Source organism: Virgisporangium ochraceum (assembly GCF_016863655.1).
GTDB classification, from domain to species: domain Bacteria; phylum Actinomycetota; class Actinomycetes; order Mycobacteriales; family Micromonosporaceae; genus Virgisporangium; species Virgisporangium ochraceum.
The window spans coordinates 89,126-105,229 of record NZ_BOPH01000081.1 but is presented as its reverse complement, the minus strand read 5'-3'; the positions used below and the strand labels follow the sequence as shown (position 1 = coordinate 105,229).

The 16,104-nt window shown below is 72.2% G+C and carries 14 protein-coding genes; 5 read left to right on the top strand and 9 right to left on the bottom strand.

Annotated elements, in window-relative coordinates; translation table 11 throughout:
• Positions 1-184: 184 nt before the first annotated feature.
• Entirely contained in the window at positions 185-460 is a 276-nt protein-coding gene (locus Voc01_RS27560) for a hypothetical protein (RefSeq protein ID WP_203930463.1), read from the top strand.
• Between the two features lie 20 nt (positions 461-480).
• On the opposite strand, the gene Voc01_RS27555 is transcribed toward Voc01_RS27560, so the two are convergent.
• Positions 481-1,587: a phosphorylase family protein gene (locus Voc01_RS27555; protein ID WP_203930462.1), complete on the bottom strand. Its 1,107-nt coding sequence runs from the start codon at positions 1,585-1,587 to the stop codon at positions 481-483.
• Positions 1,588-1,743: 156 nt separating this feature from the next.
• Positions 1,744-3,534: a SpoIIE family protein phosphatase gene (locus tag Voc01_RS27550; protein ID WP_203930461.1), complete on the bottom strand. Its 1,791-nt coding sequence runs from the start codon at positions 3,532-3,534 to the stop codon at positions 1,744-1,746.
• Between the two features lie 260 nt (positions 3,535-3,794).
• On the opposite strand from Voc01_RS27550, the gene Voc01_RS27545 reads away from it, so the two are divergent.
• The 4 genes from Voc01_RS27545 to Voc01_RS27530 all read left to right on the top strand — a co-directional run bounded on the left by Voc01_RS27545 (position 3,795) and on the right by Voc01_RS27530 (position 8,153).
• Positions 3,795-4,121: an STAS domain-containing protein gene (locus Voc01_RS27545; RefSeq protein ID WP_203930460.1), complete on the top strand. Its 327-nt coding sequence runs from the start codon at positions 3,795-3,797 to the stop codon at positions 4,119-4,121.
• Positions 4,122-4,203: 82 nt separating this feature from the next.
• Positions 4,204-5,412 carry a cellulose-binding domain-containing protein gene (locus tag Voc01_RS27540; RefSeq protein ID WP_203930459.1) on the top strand — a complete coding sequence of 403 codons (1,209 nt, stop codon included), beginning with the start codon at positions 4,204-4,206 and terminating at the stop codon, positions 5,410-5,412.
• A 111-nt stretch (positions 5,413-5,523) separates the two neighbouring features.
• Positions 5,524-7,164: a Na+/H+ antiporter gene (locus Voc01_RS27535; protein ID WP_203930458.1), complete on the top strand. Its 1,641-nt coding sequence runs from the start codon at positions 5,524-5,526 to the stop codon at positions 7,162-7,164.
• Between the two features lie 101 nt (positions 7,165-7,265).
• Entirely contained in the window at positions 7,266-8,153 is an 888-nt protein-coding gene (locus Voc01_RS27530) for an SMP-30/gluconolactonase/LRE family protein (RefSeq protein WP_239160530.1), read from the top strand.
• 6 nt (positions 8,154-8,159) lie between these two features.
• Here the strand turns inward: Voc01_RS27530 and Voc01_RS27525 are convergent, their stop codons facing one another.
• The 7 genes from Voc01_RS27525 to Voc01_RS27495 all read right to left on the bottom strand — a co-directional run bounded on the left by Voc01_RS27525 (position 8,160) and on the right by Voc01_RS27495 (position 16,033).
• Positions 8,160-9,206 (bottom strand): LLM class flavin-dependent oxidoreductase, encoded by a 1,047-nt coding sequence (locus Voc01_RS27525; protein WP_203930457.1) that lies wholly within the window; start codon positions 9,204-9,206, stop codon positions 8,160-8,162.
• A gap of 84 nt (positions 9,207-9,290) precedes the next feature.
• Positions 9,291-9,830, bottom strand: a complete 540-nt coding sequence (locus Voc01_RS27520) for a cupin domain-containing protein (protein WP_203930456.1) — start codon at positions 9,828-9,830, stop codon at positions 9,291-9,293.
• 15 nt (positions 9,831-9,845) lie between these two features.
• Positions 9,846-11,480, bottom strand: a complete 1,635-nt coding sequence (locus tag Voc01_RS27515) for a long-chain fatty acid--CoA ligase (RefSeq protein ID WP_239160529.1) — start codon at positions 11,478-11,480, stop codon at positions 9,846-9,848.
• On the bottom strand, positions 11,477-12,478 hold the full coding sequence (locus Voc01_RS27510) for an ABC transporter permease (protein WP_203930455.1): 1,002 nt from the start codon (positions 12,476-12,478) through the stop codon (positions 11,477-11,479). The genes Voc01_RS27515 and Voc01_RS27510 overlap by 4 nt, the downstream gene beginning before the upstream one ends.
• Positions 12,475-13,464 (bottom strand): ABC transporter permease, encoded by a 990-nt coding sequence (locus Voc01_RS27505; protein WP_203930454.1) that lies wholly within the window; start codon positions 13,462-13,464, stop codon positions 12,475-12,477. The genes Voc01_RS27510 and Voc01_RS27505 overlap by 4 nt, the downstream gene beginning before the upstream one ends.
• Positions 13,461-15,011: a sugar ABC transporter ATP-binding protein gene (locus tag Voc01_RS27500; RefSeq protein WP_203930453.1), complete on the bottom strand. Its 1,551-nt coding sequence runs from the start codon at positions 15,009-15,011 to the stop codon at positions 13,461-13,463. Before Voc01_RS27500 ends, Voc01_RS27505 begins: the two co-directional genes overlap by 4 nt.
• Entirely contained in the window at positions 15,008-16,033 is a 1,026-nt protein-coding gene (locus Voc01_RS27495; protein ID WP_203930452.1) for a sugar ABC transporter substrate-binding protein, read from the bottom strand. Before Voc01_RS27495 ends, Voc01_RS27500 begins: the two co-directional genes overlap by 4 nt.
• Positions 16,034-16,104: the final 71 nt, after the last annotated feature.

Sequence of the window (16,104 nt, the reverse complement as noted above, 5' to 3'; positions counted from 1 at the left end):
CGCGACAGTTTTCGCCTTGGAATCGCGGGCACCGGATCATTACGGTCGATCGTCGGCGCGCCGGCGTTCCTCGGCGGCCCCGGCGCGCCGCCCGCCCGCGCCGCCCGCCCGCGCCGCCCGCCCGGGCCGCCCGTCGCGCGGCCCGGTCACCGCGCGCCTCCACGCGGTCGGTCTGCCGCTCGACGTGACCGACACGCCGGTCCACGAGCTCGACGGCACGGTCGCCGGCGTGCACCGCCTCTTCCTCGACCGCACCGCGGAGGTCCTGGCGGCACGGCGGCCGGCGATCCTGAACGCGCTTGCCCGCACGGAACGCGCCAGCGGCCGGCGGGAGGCGCTCGTCGGCGCCCTGCACCTGTTGGACAGGGCGCCCGACGTGCCGTTCGCCGTCGGGTTCCTGCTCGACGCGCCCGACACCTGGGACACGTGGGCGTGTCCATCGCCGTCGACGATCCCGTAACCCCGGTCTAGGGATCCCGCTCAGAACGTGTTCGTCTGGACGTTGTGGTCGCCGATCTGGACGCCCCGGGCGTTGTCGAGCGTGATCACGTATCGGCTTCCCGACGCGGTGCCGGCAGCGTTCCCGCGGGACGCCTCGTTGACCACGACGCGGTCGAGGAGGGAGAAGAGCACCTCGGCCGAGGCGCGGGCGGCGAACGCCTTGAAGCGGTCGTCCTTGTCGCCGTCCGCGTGGTCCATCACGCCCTTGACCGCCAGCCAGTACGGCACCCCCGCCCCGTGCGCGACGGTCGCGATCGTCGCGGCCTCCATCTCCAGCGCCGCGATCTTCCGCTGTCCCATGCTCTCCAGGGCGGGCCAGATCCCCGGGTGGGCGACGACCGCGCTGCCGCTCGCCATCGGCGCCACCAGAACCCTGAACGGAAGGTGCCGCGGACCGTCGACATCGTCGAACAGCCGCCGCTGGATCAGCGCCGAGCCGGCCGCCGTCAGCTCCACGGTCCCGTCGGGCCGCCGGGCGATCATGCCGTCGGCCTCGAACCGGTTCAGCCGCGACGCCCACTCACCGGGCGGGAAGTACCGCGCGCGGGCCCGGTGCGACTTCGGGTCCTGACCGGCGTGCACCCGCTCCAGCAGCCAGTACAGCGAGTCCTCGGCGGTGGCGTCACCGTAGCTGGGCAGAACGGTGCGATCGAGCTCCTGCGCGGCCCGCACCAGCACCTGGTCCAACCGGTGCTGCCGGTGGTCACCCCTGAACCCGTGTTTGTCCGACCACTTCCCTTCGTCCCACTCGTAGACCGGGTCCGCCACGACCACGTCACCGAGGACGGTCTCGCCCGGGTTGCCCGCGCACACCCCGCACATCGCCACGCAGGCCGGCTTCAACCGGTCCGTCAACATGGCCGTGACCGGGCTCGACTCGCGGCCACCCATGTAGGTCGGCCGCGTCAGCGCCACGGAGAGCCGACCGCCGTTCCGCGTGCGGTACCCGCCCAGCAGGTAGGGCAGCGACGTCCCCGCGCCGCGCTCCTCCCACCCGTCCACCCCGACCGTCAGCGCGGCGTCGCGCGCCGCTTCGAACTCCTCCAGCAGCGCCGTCACCACGACGACATCGACCTGGTCCGTCACCGTCACTCCCGCCCCGGATATTCAGCTGTCACCGGACACCCTGGTCGCCAACCGCACCGGGTACAACCCGTCGGGCACCGGTCGCCGGTCGTTGTTGGCCACCGCCCTATCTGACGGACGACGGATGGCCCTCAGCGCCGGCCGGGGACCGACGGTTCACCCCGGTCGGGTCCGGACGATCAGGAAGGCGATGTCGTCGTCGCGGTCGGTGACCGGAACGCGGCCGATGATCAGGTCCGCGAGGTCGCCCACGCGCAGGTCCGGATGGCGACCGAGAGTGGCGTGCAGGTCGGCGAACCCCTCGTCGAGACCCGCGGCGCGGCGTTCGACGAGGCCGTCGGTGTGCAGGATCAGCGTCGATCCGGGCGACAGGACGCGGACGTGGTCGCGTCGCGTGGCGCCCCGGACGGCGCCGAGGATCAGGTCGCTGCCGGGCATGAGGGCCGGGGCCGCCCCGGGCGCCAGGACGGTGGGCGGCGGGTGACCGGCACTGGACCAGGTGACCGTGTACCGACCCGACGCGTCGGGTTCGAGCACCGCGAGGATCGCCGAGGTGATCGTGGTCTCGCCGAGCGCGAAACAGGCGGCGTCGAGACGGGTGAGGGTCCGCGACGGCGACTCGACCCGGTCGACGAGGTACCCGCGCAGGAGGCTGCGCAGCTCGCTCATCGTCGCGGCCGCGTCGACATTGTGACCGCAGACGTCACCGACGACGAGCGCGACCCGCCCGTCCGGGAACGGCAGCACGTCGTACCAGTCGCCACCCACGAGGTCACCGGTGTGGGCCGGCACGTACCGGGCCTCGACGTCGAGGCCGTCGATGGCCGGCACGGCGGTCAGCAGCGCCTGCTGCAGAACCGCCGCCGCGGTGGTGCGCTGCTCGAGGTGGGTCGCGCGGCGGACCGCCTGGGCGACGTACCCGGCGAGCGTGGAGATGACGGCCAGTTCGTCCGGCTCGATCTCGTGCGGCTGCTTCCAGGCGACGGTGAGGACCCCGACCGGGCCGTCGGGGCTCCGCAGCGGCGCGCCCGCGATCGCGTGCCAGCCGACGTCGTCCATGCCCTCGACGGCGGGCAGCGCATCGGCGATCGCGGCCGGGTCGGCGAGGACGAACGGCCGGCCGGAGCGGGCGGCGTCGGCGGCCGGCCGCACGGCGTGGCGGGCCAGCGCCGCCCACGCCTCGGCGAGGTCGGTCGGCATCGGAGGGACGGTGTGCAGGTCGGCCCCCTGGCCGTCGACCGCCTCCGCGTCGAACAGGACGATGCCGAGATCCACCGGGTCGAGGGCTCCGGTGACGAGCTTCCCGACCGCGGTCACGACGTCGGCGATCGTGCCGGTGTCGGTCAGCGCCTCGCTCGCGTTGAGGAGCACCTGGCTGCGGTTGAACGCCGTCCGCAGCCGCTGCCGGGCCTGTTCGGCCTCGCGCCGACCGCTTTCGGCGACCGCCGTGGAGATCCGCAACCGGAGGCTGTCGGAGCAGGCGGCCGCGAGGTCGGCCAGCAGACGCAGCTCCCCGTCGGTCCATTGGCGTGGCGCGTGGTCGATCGCGCACAGCGAGCCCAGGGCGTGGCCGTGACCGTCGGTCAGCGGCATGCCCGCGTAGGCCACGACGCCGAGGTCGCCGACCGCCGGGTTGTCGCGGACCCGCGCGTCCTCCCGGGCGTCGGTGACGACGAGCGGCTCGGCGGTGGCGACGACGCGCTGGCAGAACGAGTGGCTCAGCGGCGTCTGCCGGTCGGTGTCCCACGGCTCGCCGAGCCCGGACGCGCCCGGGAAACACTGGCGGTCCGCCTCGACGACGGTCACCAGGGCGACCGGCACGTCGAGCACCGTGCGGACCATCGCCGCGAACCGGTCCAGCGCCTCGTCGGGTTCCGACGTCAGGCCGGTCCGCGCCAACGCCTCCCACCGGTCGCCAGCGGTCGTGGCACTGAGCCCTTCGGTCACCACCGGACCCTTCCCGCCGGAGCCCGCGCGCCGGCGCCCGCCATGAATCGTCGCCGAACAAAAGTACCCGGGTGCATGGCCTCGATAAACGGACGCCGCGCGCCCGGCGGCCCCGGCACCGACCGCGTATGGTGGGCAGGAACCGTGGTCCGCATCCCCCGGGGATCGGATGACCACTCCTTCACCGGCCCGCTTCCAGGTGTGCCAGGAGCGATACGGCCCGAGGGAGACGCACGCATGGTCGTGCCCACAGATCTGCCGTGACCGCGCCGCTCACCATCACGACCGGGCGCGGGCAGCACCGCCTCTCGGTCGGGGTCGCCGGCGAGCTCGACCACTCGACCACCGCCCGGCTGCTCGACCGGGTCCAGGCCGACCTGCTTCCGACCGACACCGCGGTGGTCATCGACACGGCCGGCCTGACGTTCTGCGACTCCGCCGGTCTCGGCACGATGGTCAAGATCCACCATCTTCTCGCCGACCGCGGCGGCCGCCTGACCCTCACCGGTCCCACGCCCGCCATGCGGCGGCTCCTGGAGATCACCGCCCTCGACACCATCTTCACCCTCGACCCACCGACCGCCTGACGTCGCCGGTCACCCGGCCGCTGCCCGGGAATGTTCGCGGCTCCGGTGGGAGCGCTCCCAGTCCTTCGGGCACACTGTATCGATGACAACCAATGTGAGGCGGGTCATCGCCGTCGTCGCCGCCGCGGTCGCCGGTGGCGGCGCGGCGGTCGCCCTCGCCCCGGCCGCGGACGCCGCTCCCGCGTGCCAGGTGACGTACCAGGGCAACCCCTGGCCCGGCGGGTTCACCGCCACCGTGCGGATCACCGCCGGCGCGCAGGCGGTCAACGGCTGGACCCTGACGTGGACCTACGCGGGCGACCAGCGGATCACCAGCGGCTGGAGCGCGGCGGTCAGCCAGTCCGGCCAGACCGTCACCGCCACGAACCTGGCCTGGAACGGCAGCATCGCGCCGGGCGGATCGACCGAGTTCGGCGTGCAGGGCACCTGGGCCGCCGCCAACCCGACCCCGACCGCGTTCACGCTCAACGGCGTGGCGTGCAACGAACCCGGCCCGGGCCCGTCGTCGCCGACACAGTCGGACCCGTCGGGTCCGTCGGGTCCGTCAAGCCCGTCGGACTCGGCGGGCCCGTCGGCGTCCAGCTCGACGGGACCCGGCGGCGGCTGCGGATCGGCGACCCTCTGCGACGGGTTCGAGAACCAGTCCGGCGGTACACCGTCGGGCGCCTGGAGCGTCGTCTACCCCAACTGCTCCGGGACCGGCACCGCGACCGTCGACACGTCGGTCGCCCGCGGCGGCGGGAAGTCCATCCGCGTCAACGGCGGCGCCGGCTACTGCAACCACGTCTTCGTCCGGTCCACCGTCGACCTGACGACGATCGGACGGGTCTGGTACGGGCGGTTCTACGTCCGTCACACGACCGCCCTGCCGGCCACGCACGTCACCTTCGCTGCGATGCGTGACGCCGCCGACAACGGCAGGGACCTGCGCATCGGCGGCCAGAACGGCGCCCTGCAGTGGAACCGCGAGTCCGACGACGCGACCCTGCCCGAGCAGAGCCCGACCGGCGTCTCCCTCAGCCGTCCGTTGGCGACCGGTACGTGGACCTGCGTGGAGTACCGCGTCGACGGCTCCGCCGGCCAGATCCAGACCTGGGTCGGCGGTGCGCTCGTCGAGGGCCTGGTCGTCGACGGCACACCCACCCGCGACATCGACTCGCAGTGGCTGGGACGCGCCAACTGGCGTCCCACCCTCACCGACCTGCGACTGGGCTGGGAGAGCTACGGCAACGACGCCGACACCCTCTGGTTCGACGACATCGCCCTCGGCGCCACCCGCATCGGCTGCTGACCCCACCCCGCGGCCGCCCGCTCCCCCCGGGCGGCCGCCGTCGAAGGCCGCGTGCGACCGCCCGACGGCGGATTCCCAGCGCCCGCCGGGCCGATCCGGCAGGATTGGCCGGTGCACGTGGAGTCCAGTCTCGTCTTCGTCCTGGCCGCCGTCGCCGTGATCGTGGTGGTGCACCGGGTCGCCAAGGTGACCGGCCTGCCGGAGGCGGCGCTGCTGCCGCTCATCGGCATCGGCTACTCGTTCCTGCCGGGCCCCAACGTCGGCCTCGACCCCGAGATCATCCTGACGTTCGTCCTGCCGCCGCTGCTCTACAGCGCCGCCCTCGACTCGTCACTGATCGCGATCCGCCGCAACCTACGCACCGTCGTGAGCCTGTCGGTGGTGCTGGTCCTGCTGACGGCGCTGGCGATCGGGTTCGGCTTCGCGTGGTTCGTCGCCGGTGCGACGCTGGCGGCCGGCATCGCCGTCGGCGCGGCCGTCGCGCCACCCGATCCGGTCGCCGCGCTCGCGGTGGGACGCAAGGTGGGCCTGCCCCCGCGACTGCTGACCCTCATCCAGGGTGAGGGGCTGCTCAACGACGCGACCGCGCTCACCATCCTCAGCGTGGCCATCGCCGCGGCGACAGGTGACGGCTTCTCCGCGCCGGCGGCGTTGGGCCTGTTCCTCCTCGACACCGCCGCCGGTGTCGCCGTCGGTGTGGCGATCGCGCTCGTGGTGCGCCTGGTGTCGCGCAAGCTCGGCGACGACCCGATGGCGGCCAACGCGGTGTCGCTGGCGACCCCGTTCTGCGCCTACCTGCTGGCCGAGCAGGTCCACGGCTCCGGGGTGCTGGCCGTGGTGGTGGCCGGGCTCATCGTCGGGCACCACACGCCGCGGACCAGCTCCGGGGCCAGCCGGTTGCAGACCAGCGCGGTGTGGCGTCTCGTCGACTTCCTCCTCGAGGGCCTGGTGTTCCTGCTGATCGGCCAGCAGCTGCCCGCCGTCGTCCGGGGGCTGGCGCAGTACGAGACGTCCACCATCGTCATCGCGGTGGCGATCTCCGTCGGGGTGGTCCTGCTGCTGCGTCCACTGTGGCTGGTCCTGACCCAGCTGCTGCCCCGGTCGCTGCACACGCGGCTCGGCGGCGAGGGGCCGGCCGACGAGCGGCGGCTCGGTGGCCGGGAGGTGGTGGCGCTGAGCTGGTCCGGGACCCGCGGCGTCATCAGCCTCGCGGCGATCTTCACGCTGCCGCTGGTCACCGACAGCGGTGAGCCCTTCCCCGACCGCGACCTGCTGCTGTTCTGCACGTTCGTCGTGGTGCTCGTCACGCTGGTCGGGCAGGGTGTGACGTTCGCACCGCTGGTGCGCGCGCTCGGGCTGCGTGCCAACGAGAGCGACCAGGCCCGGCTGCGCAACGAGGCCCGCGTCGCGTCGGTCGAGGCCGCGCTCGCCGCGCTCGACGACCTGCAGGCCGAGGAGCACGACGACATCCAGGACCACGTCATCGAGACGGTGCGCGTCCAGCTCACCACCCGGGTGACCCGCTACCAGGGCCGGCTGGACATGTTGCGGGACAACGTCTCGCCGGAGATCCCGGTGTCCGCGCACTACGAAGCCGCGCTGCACGTGCGCCGGGTGACCCTCGACGCCCAGCGCGAGGAGCTGCTGCGCTGGCGCGACGCCGGCCGCCTGCCGGACGAGGGCCTGCGGGTCCTGGAACGCGAGCTCGACCACGAGGAGCGCCTGCTCCCGGACCGCAAGGCCCGCCGCTGACGCACGGGCCGGCGCACGGGCCGACGGACGGGGCCGACAGCCCTTGACACGCCCGCCCACACCGGTGACTATGCGCTTATTCACCCACCGAGGAGTGCACCATGACCCGCCAGATGACCACGGTGGCCGACGGCTTCCACTTTCTCGAAGCACCCCGCTGGCACGACGGACGCCTGTGGTTCTCCGACTTCTACGGCTATCTCGTCCGGTCGATGCGCGAGGACGGGTCCGACGTGCGCGAGGAGGCGAGCGTCCCCGGGCAGCCGTCGGGCCTCGGGTGGTTGCCCGACGGGCGGCTGCTCGTCGTGTCGATGACCGACCGCACGGTCCTGCGCCGCGAGCCCGACGGCACGATGTCGGTCCACGCCGACCTCAGCCGGCACGCGACCGGGCACACCAACGACATGGTCGTCGACGCGCGCGGCCGGGCCTACGTCGGGAACTTCGGCTTCGACCTGATGGCCGGCGACCCGATCGAGACCGCCTCGCTGCACCGCGTCGACCCCGACGGGACGGTCACCGCGGTCGCCGACGACCTGTGGTTCCCCAACGGATGCGCGATCACCGCCGACGGCGTGCTGGTGGTCGTGGAGACGTTCGGCAACCGGGTCAGCGCGTTCGACGTCACCGACGACGGGGACCTGGTCAACCGGCGGGTCTGGGCGGAGTTCGGCCCGCTGCCCACGGATCTCAGCGTCGCCGGCTCGCTCGCGCAGGTGAGCGTCGCTCCCGACGGCGCGTGCCTCGACGCCGAGGGCGGGCTGTGGATCGCCGACGCCATCGGCGACCGGCTGATCCGGGTGGTCGAGGGCGGAACGATCACCGACGTGGTCGAGCCCGGGTCGCCGGTGTACGCGTGCGGGCTCGGCGGGTCGGCGGGTACCACGCTGTTCGCCTGTGCCGCGCCGGACTTCCACGAGGGTCCCCGCAAGGCCGCCCGCGAGGCCCGCATGCTCGCCACCGAGGTCGCGGTCCCGGCCGCGCGGTGAGAATCGTCAGGCCATCAGCTCGGCCAGGACGCCCATCTCCCGGTCGGGGTCGACGACGGGCTGGATGACGATCTCGTCGATGCCGGCCGCCTCCAGCGTCGCGATGCGCTGCACGAGTTCGTCGCGCGTGCCGACCAGCGCCAGCTTGTCGACCAGTGACGGCACCACGAGGTCGCGGTCGGCGGCGTCGATGCGGCCGAGGTAGTTGCGGTACAGGCTGCGGTGCCGGTCGGGCGCCGTGGCGGTGGTGCCCCGGCGCCGCAGCAGGCGCCGCACGGCGTCGGCCTCGGCGGGCTCCAGGGAGTCGCCGAACGCGGGGTTGTCGGCGGCGAACGTCAGGAGGGCCATCGCGACGTGGCCCATCGAGTCCTTCGCCAGGTCGCTGTAGCGGTCCTCCCCGTCGTCCAGCACGCGCAGCGACGTCATGACGTAGGAGTCGGCGGCCTCCGGCTGCCCGGCGCCCACGGCCGCCGCCCGCCGCGTGTCGTGGAACGCCGTCCACAGGTCCGGAGCGAGCAGCCCGAAGGAGATGACGCCCGCGCCGATGCGGCCGGCGATCGCCGCGGCCTTGAGCCCGAACGCCGCGACGACGAACTCCACCGGGTCCTCGGTGTTGACGTAGGGACCGACGTGCAGGAACCGGATGTCGCGCGTCCGGGAGCCCTCCGTGTACTCCGTCTCCCGCCCGGCCGTGAGCTCGCGCACCGCCCGGGTGAAGTCCTCGAGCCGGGCCATCGTCGTCGGGAGCATGCCGAGCGTGCGGCGCGCGGTGTTGCCGGTTCCGACGCCGCAGATCACCCGGCCGGGCGCGATGGCGTTGAGGCTCGACACCGCCGCGGCCGCCGCCGGCGCCGAGCGCAGCGCCGGAGAGGTGACGCCGATGCCGAGCCTGATGACGCTCGTCGCCTTGGCGCACAGTGCCAGCGAGACGAACGGGTCGCCGTTGACCATCGGCGTGTCGTAGACCCAGAAGCTGGTGAACCCGAGCTGCTCGGCCCGGGCGGCCAGGTCTTCGACGCCGGGCCGGGCGGTGACGACGATTCCACTGCGCATCGGCTCTCCAGCGGGTGGGAGGGGCGGATCCGGCGCTTGTGACTAAGCGCATAGTCACCCGATGCGTGGGTCGGTGTCAAGGCGTCAGACGCGCACCGCGCCGATCTGCACGTAGCACATGAACGCCGGCCGGTCGCTCCTGTTCTTCCACGCGTGCCGGGTCCCCCGCTGCACCACGCACGTCCCGGGCGTCAACGTGATCTCCGCGCCGTTGTCGAGCTCGAGGCACAGCTCGCCCTCGACACAGATCGCGTAGTCGACGGTGTCCGTCGTGTGCATGCCGTCGTTGCCGTCCTCGAACGGGTCCAGCAGCCCGGGCAGCTTGGCCGCGACGTCGTCGCGGACCGCGGCGGGATCCGCGGCCGGCACCGGCTCCGACGAGTGCGGAGCCCACCGGAGGAAGATGACCCGGCTGCCGCCGACCCCCGGGAAGTACGGCCGCAGAACCGGTTCCGGGTCCGGCTCGCCGACCGTCGGAGCGCCGTCCCGCGTGCCCCACATCATGTAGAACTCGGCTCCGGGCAGTGCCAGCACGCTGACCGGTTCGGGGTGGCGCTCGTCGACGAAGACCGCGTCACCGTCGGAGTTGTGTCCGGTGACGACGAGCCGCGGTTCGAAGGGCATGGCGGAGTCCTTTCGCTAGTCCGAGTCGGAAGTCTGGTCGACGAAGCGTTGCCGCAGCGCCTGCTTCGACAATTTGCCGGTGGCCGTCTTCGGGATCTCGGTCATCAGCTCGATGCGCTCGGGGATCCACCACGACGCGACCCGGTCACGCAGGTGCGCCCGCACGTCCTCGGCCGTGAGGTCGGCACCGGTGGACGGAACGACACACGCGACCGGACGCTCGCCCCACCGCGGATCTCTGACCCCGATGACCGCAGCCTCCTTGACCCGCGGATCCGACATGACGGCGTTCTCGAGCTCCACCGACGAGATCCACTCGCCGCCGGACTTGACCAGGTCCTTGGTCCTGTCGACGATCCGCAGGTAGCCCCACTCGTCGATCGTCGCCACGTCACCGGTGCGCAGCCAGCCGTCGGCGGTGAACGCGTCGGTACCCACGTCGGTGCCGAAGTAGGCGCCGGCGATGGTCGCCCCGGAGACCTGCAGCTCCCCCGGCGAGCGTCCGTCGCGTGGCTGCTCCACGCCGTCGTCGGAGACGACCCGCATCTCGGTCAGCGGCACCGCCGGGCCGGGGGTGCCGAGGAGCAGCCGTCGCCCGTCGCCGTCGAGCCCGGCGTGGTGCGTCCCCAGCCGCGACGTGGTGACGACGGGGCTGGTCTCGGTCATGCCCCACGCGTTGACGAGGGGGATTCCGAGTGCCTTCTCGTACGCGACGGACAACGCGTCGTCGACGGCCCCGCCGCCGCACGCGATGTGGCGCAGGCTGCCGAGGTCGTGGGACTTCAGCACCGGGACCAGGTCACGCCAGACCGTCGCGACCGCGGCGCTGAACGTGGCCCGGTGCCGCGACAGGAGGGAGACGAGCTCCTCCGGTGTGGTGGTGGGTCCCGGGAGCAGGAGGTCGGCGCCGCACTGCATCGCCGCGTACGGAAGCCCCCAGGCGTTCACGTGGAACATCGGCACGATGGGCGCGACGACGTCGCGCTCGCTCAACGCGAACACGTCGGCGCCGAGCAGGAGCAGGCTGTGCAGGACGACCGACCGGTGGCTGTAGAGGACACCCTTGGGATTGCCGGTCGTTCCGGACGTGTAGCACAGCGACGCGGCCGCGTTCTCGTCCCCGACGGGGTTGTCCAGCGGTGCGTCGGGTTGCCCGGCGAGAAGCTCCTCGTAGTCGAGGATCCGGGGGTCCTCCGGTAGCGGCATGTCACCGCCGTCGTCCATGACGACGACGTACCGGACCGTACGGAACGTCGACACCAGCGGCCAGACGACCGGCAGGATGGTCCGGTCGACGAACAGGACGTCGTCGGCGGCGTCCTCGACGATGAACGTGATCTGTCCGTGGAACAGCCGGTGGTTGATCGTGTGCAGAATCCGCCCCGAACTCGGGATCGCCAGGTACAGCTCGACGTGGCGTTGGCTGTTCCAGGCGAACGTCCCGACGCACGCGTTCGCCGGAACGCCGAGGCTGTCCAGCGCCCGGGCCAGTCTGCGCACGCGGGGCGCCACCTCGCGCCAGGTCGACACGGTCTCCACGGCACCGCCGGAGATGACCCGCTTGTGTCCGAAGGTGGTCTCGACCCGGGAGAGCATCGACGGGATGGTCAGCGGCCGGTCCTGCATCAGGCCGCGCATGGGATGTGTCACGTGACTTCGTGCCTTCCGAAAGAGCGACCGGTGGTTCTCGATTGCAGCTGGGTGCGCTGCCGGACGAGCGCACGGTGCAGGTCCGGGGCGTCGACCACGACGATGATGCCGAGAAGGCCCGCGAAGAACAGCTGCGTGACGTATCCCGGAAGGGCGGTGACCGTCACGATCTCGGCGAGGATGGCCACCGCCATGATTCCGCCGAGCAGACCCGGTGCCGAGCCGCGCCCGCCGGCGAGGGACACCCCGCCGAGCAGCGCGGCGGCGGCGGCCACGATCAGCGGCTGCACCCCGGGGTCGGGGTTCGCCGATCCCAGGCTGAAGCTCAGGAGCGAACCGCCGAGCGCCGACAGGACGCCGGAGACCGCGAACGTGCCCACGATGAGACGGTCGACCCGCACCCCCGCCACCCGGCTCGCGCGCCGGTCGCCACCGATCGCGCGCAGTTCGTACCCCCACCGGGTGAACGACAGCACCACCGCCGCGAGGGCGAACAGCCCCAGGGTGATCAGGCTCCGCGGGGAGAAGAACGTCAGCACCGTCCGGTCGACCCACAGGGTCACCGACACGTTGGAGTAGGTCTTCGTGAGTCCGCCGGACAGCGCACTCGTGAGGCCGAGCAGCGCGATGTACGTCGCGAGCGTCACCGGCATCGACGGAAGCCGCAGCCCCGCGATCAGCCCACCCTGCACCAGGCCGATGGCCGCGCCGGCGGCCACCGCCGCGAGAAGGCCGAGGAGCGCGTTGTCCTGCCCGAGCTGGACGGTCAGCATGCCGCCGAGGGCGTACGTGCCGACGACGGACAGGTCGAACTCCCCCGCGATCATCGTCAGCCCGAGCGCGAGCGTCAGAAGACCGAGCCGCGCGAAGATCTGGAACGTGTTGTAGACGTCGAACGGGGCTACCGTCGAGTCGGTGTACGTCGGGATCAACGCGAACGCGACGACGGTCACCGCGACGGCCGTCACCGGCATCAGCACCTCGGGTCGTCTGGTCATGCCCGGCCGTCCCTCGAACGCAGGTGCACGATGACGACGACGAACAGCACGATCAGTCCCTTGACCATGATCTGCACCCCGGTGGAGTAGCCGCGCAGCAGGAGGATGTCCGACACGGCGGCGATCAGCACCGCACCGGCCAGGGTGCGCAACGCCGACCCGCGCCCGCCGGCGATCGACGTGCCGCCGGCGAGAACCGCGGCGATGGCGTCGAACGTGAGCGTGCCGCCGAGGTTGACGTTCGCCGACGTGTTGAAGGCGGCGGTGAACACGGCCGTCACCGCGAACAGGGCGCCCGCGCCGAGCCAGGCGAGCGTGGTCGTCAGCCCGACGGGCAGGCCCGCGGCGACGGCGGCCGGACGGTTCTCGCCGACGAGGTACAGCCGTCGCCCGAAGCCGGTCCGGCGCAGGATCCACTCCACGGCCAACGCGAGCACGACCAGGACGTAGACGCTCAGCGCCACGCCGCCGGGTGTCGCGTTGAGGCTGTCGTATCCGGTGCCCGTCGGTGACACCGTCGACCCGCCGCTGACCCCGATCGCCGTGCCCGTGATGGCGAAGCTCGCCGCGATCGTGAGGACCACCGGGTTGGCGCCGGCGAAACCGACCACCGCGCCCTGGACGCCGGTGACGAGCGTCCCGCACGCCGCGGCGACGAGCAGTGCCGGCACCAGCCCGAGCGACTGGGTCGCCAGGAACGTCATGCCGACCGCGGCCACGGTCGGCGAGACGGCCAGCGACACCGCCGACCCACCGATCGTGATCAACGTGAGGCCGAGCGCCGCGATACCGACCAGGCTGGCCGACGTGAGGATCGCCTTGGCGTTCGCCACCGTGACGAAGCGGTCGGTCGACAGGCCGACGACGATCGCCGCCAGCACGGCGAGGACCACCGTCACGGTGATGGCGACGTCGACCCGCGACCGTTGCCGTTCCGGCCGGACCGGTGCCGCGTCGGACAGCCGGGGCCGGGACAGGACCTTCACGGCCGCTCCTTCGTCAGGGTCACCGTCGCGCCGTGGGTCATCTCCCGGACCAGCACCGCGCCGGCCGTCGTGCCCTCGTGCCGCTGGACCGCCACGCCCTTGTGCATCGTGACGACGACGTCGGCGAGGTCCAGCAGCTCCTCCAGGTCGGTCGAGCTGAACAGGACGGCCACACCACGTCCGGCGGTCTCCCGCAGGAGCGTGTGGATCGCCGCGCGGCCACCGATGTCGACGCCGCGCGTCGGGTCGTCGAGCAGCAGCACGCGGACGTCGTCGCGCCCGAGGCTGCGCCCGACGAACACCTTCTGCTGGTTGCCGCCGCTGAGAGAGCGCACCGCGTGCTGGGACCGCGCACCCTCCAGGCCGCACAGTTCGACGAGCCTGTCCAGCGTCGCCGACCAGAGCCGCCGGTTGACCACCCCGAGCCGGGTCACGTGCGGCAGCCGGGTGGCGAGCAGGTTCCAGCTCGTCGGCCGGTCCAGGAACAGGCCCTCCGACTTGCGGTCGTTGGAGACGAAGGCGATCCCGGCCCTGATCGCGGCGCGCGGCCGGCCGGGGGCGACCGGGACGCCGTCGACGGTGATGCCGGCCGGGGTGCCGGTCGTGGCCGACGGGACGAGCCCGGCGATCGCGCGCAGCACGTCGGACGCGCCCGACCCGAGCTGACCGGCGACGGCGCACACCTGTCCCGCCCGCAGGACGATGCCGAAGTCGTCGACCCGCCCGGGAACGGACAACCCGGAGACGACCAGCGTCTCGGCGGACGCGCCGACGTCGTCGCCGGTCCGCTTGTCGGGCCGGTGCGGCAGCTCGCCCAGCATCTGCACGATGAGCGAGTCGATCGTCAGGTCGGCGACCGGCGTGGTCGCCACCACGTCGCCGTCGCGCATCACCGTGACGTTGTCGCACAGGTCGAGCACCTCGCCGAGCCGGTGCGACACGAACAGGATGGCGCAGCCGGTCGCCGCCACGCCGCGGACGGCCGCGTAGACGTACTCGCTCTCGACGTCGCTGAGGGTGGCCGTCGGCTCGTCGAGGATGACCAGTCGCGCGTCCTGGCCCAGGGCGCGCGCGATCTCGATCAGCTGACGCTCGCCGATGCTCAGCCCGGACAGCGGCCGGTCGAGGTCGACGTGGCCGAGGCCGACGCTGTCGAGCAGCGTGCGGAACCGGGCGCGGGCGGCGCGTCGACGCGTGAGCCAGCCGGTCCGCACGTCGCCCAGCATCAGGTTCTCGGCGACCGTGAGCGACGGGACGACGCTCAGCTCCTGGTCGACCAGCGCGATCCCGTTGGCCTGCGCGACCCGCCGGCTGCGCAGGTCGAGCACCCGGCCCGCGACGCGGATCGCGCCGCTGTCCGGGGTCTCCTGCCCAGACAGCATCTTGACGACGGTGCTCTTTCCGGCGCCGTTGTGTCCGCACAGCGCGTGGATCTCACCGCGCGCGATGCTGAACGACGCGCCGCGGACGGCCTGCGTGCCGCCGAAGCTCTTGGCGAGGCCGTCCACCCGGAGAAGCTCCTCGGTGGACGGCGCCGCCCGGCTCACGCCTTGCTGCACTGTTCCTCGAACTGCGCGACGTTCTTCGCGGTCACCCGTTCCTCCTTGACGATCTCCTTCTTCGGCGGGTTCTCGCCGTTGAAGTACCGGATGACGTAGTCGGCGGTCTGCTCGGCGATCGTCCCGGGGTCCTCGGTGGCGGTTCCGTAGAGGGTGCCGGCCTTGATCGCCTCGATGCCCACCTTGAAGCAGTTGCTGGCGGTGACGATCACGCCGTTCTTACCGCCGACCTCGCAGCCGGCCTGCTTCGCCGCGGCGACGATCGGGAGCGCCATGTAGTCGGCCATGCCGAAGGCGCCCTGGATGCCCGAGCAGCCGTACTTGGCGAACAGCTGCGTGGCGATCCGGCCGGAGAGCGTGGGGTCCCAGTTGCCGTCCTGGTTGTCGACCACCTTGTACCCGGGCGTCTTGGCCAGCTCGGCGTCGAAGCCCTTCATCCGGTCCTGTGACGCGAACCCGGACTTCGTGCCGGTGATCACGATGATGTTGCCCGACTCCTTGCCCTGGCCCTTCAGCCCCTCGACGAGGTTCTGGGCCGCCGCGATCCCGAGCGCCTCGTTGTCGGAGAGGACCTGCATGACGTCGCCGTCGACGGACGGGTCGGGCCGACCGTCGAAGACGAGCACCGGGATCTTCGCCTGCTTGGCCTTCCTGATCGGCACCACCGTCGAGGAGGTGTCGAGCAGGGCCGCGACGATCAGGTCGGGCTTGTTCGAGATGGCCTGGTTGAAGTTGGTCACCGCGGTGCCGGGGTCCATCGTGGTGAGGTCGACGACCTTGGCGCCCTGGGATTCGAGCTTCTTGATGAACACGCCGTTGAAGTAGGCGCCCCACGGGTTGTCCTTGCCGTAGCCGACGAAGTCGATCGTCTTGCCCTTGAGGCCTCCGCCGCCCGACGCGGCCGCCCCGTCGCCGGAGGAGTCGTCCCCGCACGCGGCCGTCAGGAGCGACACACCCAGAAGGACTGCGGCCAACGTTCGGAACCGGTGCACGAAATGGACCTGAAACATGCCAGACTCCCGATTTACCCGGTGCTTGTGATGCGCGTCACCACTCCGGGGGACTTTAGGGCCGTCGAGAG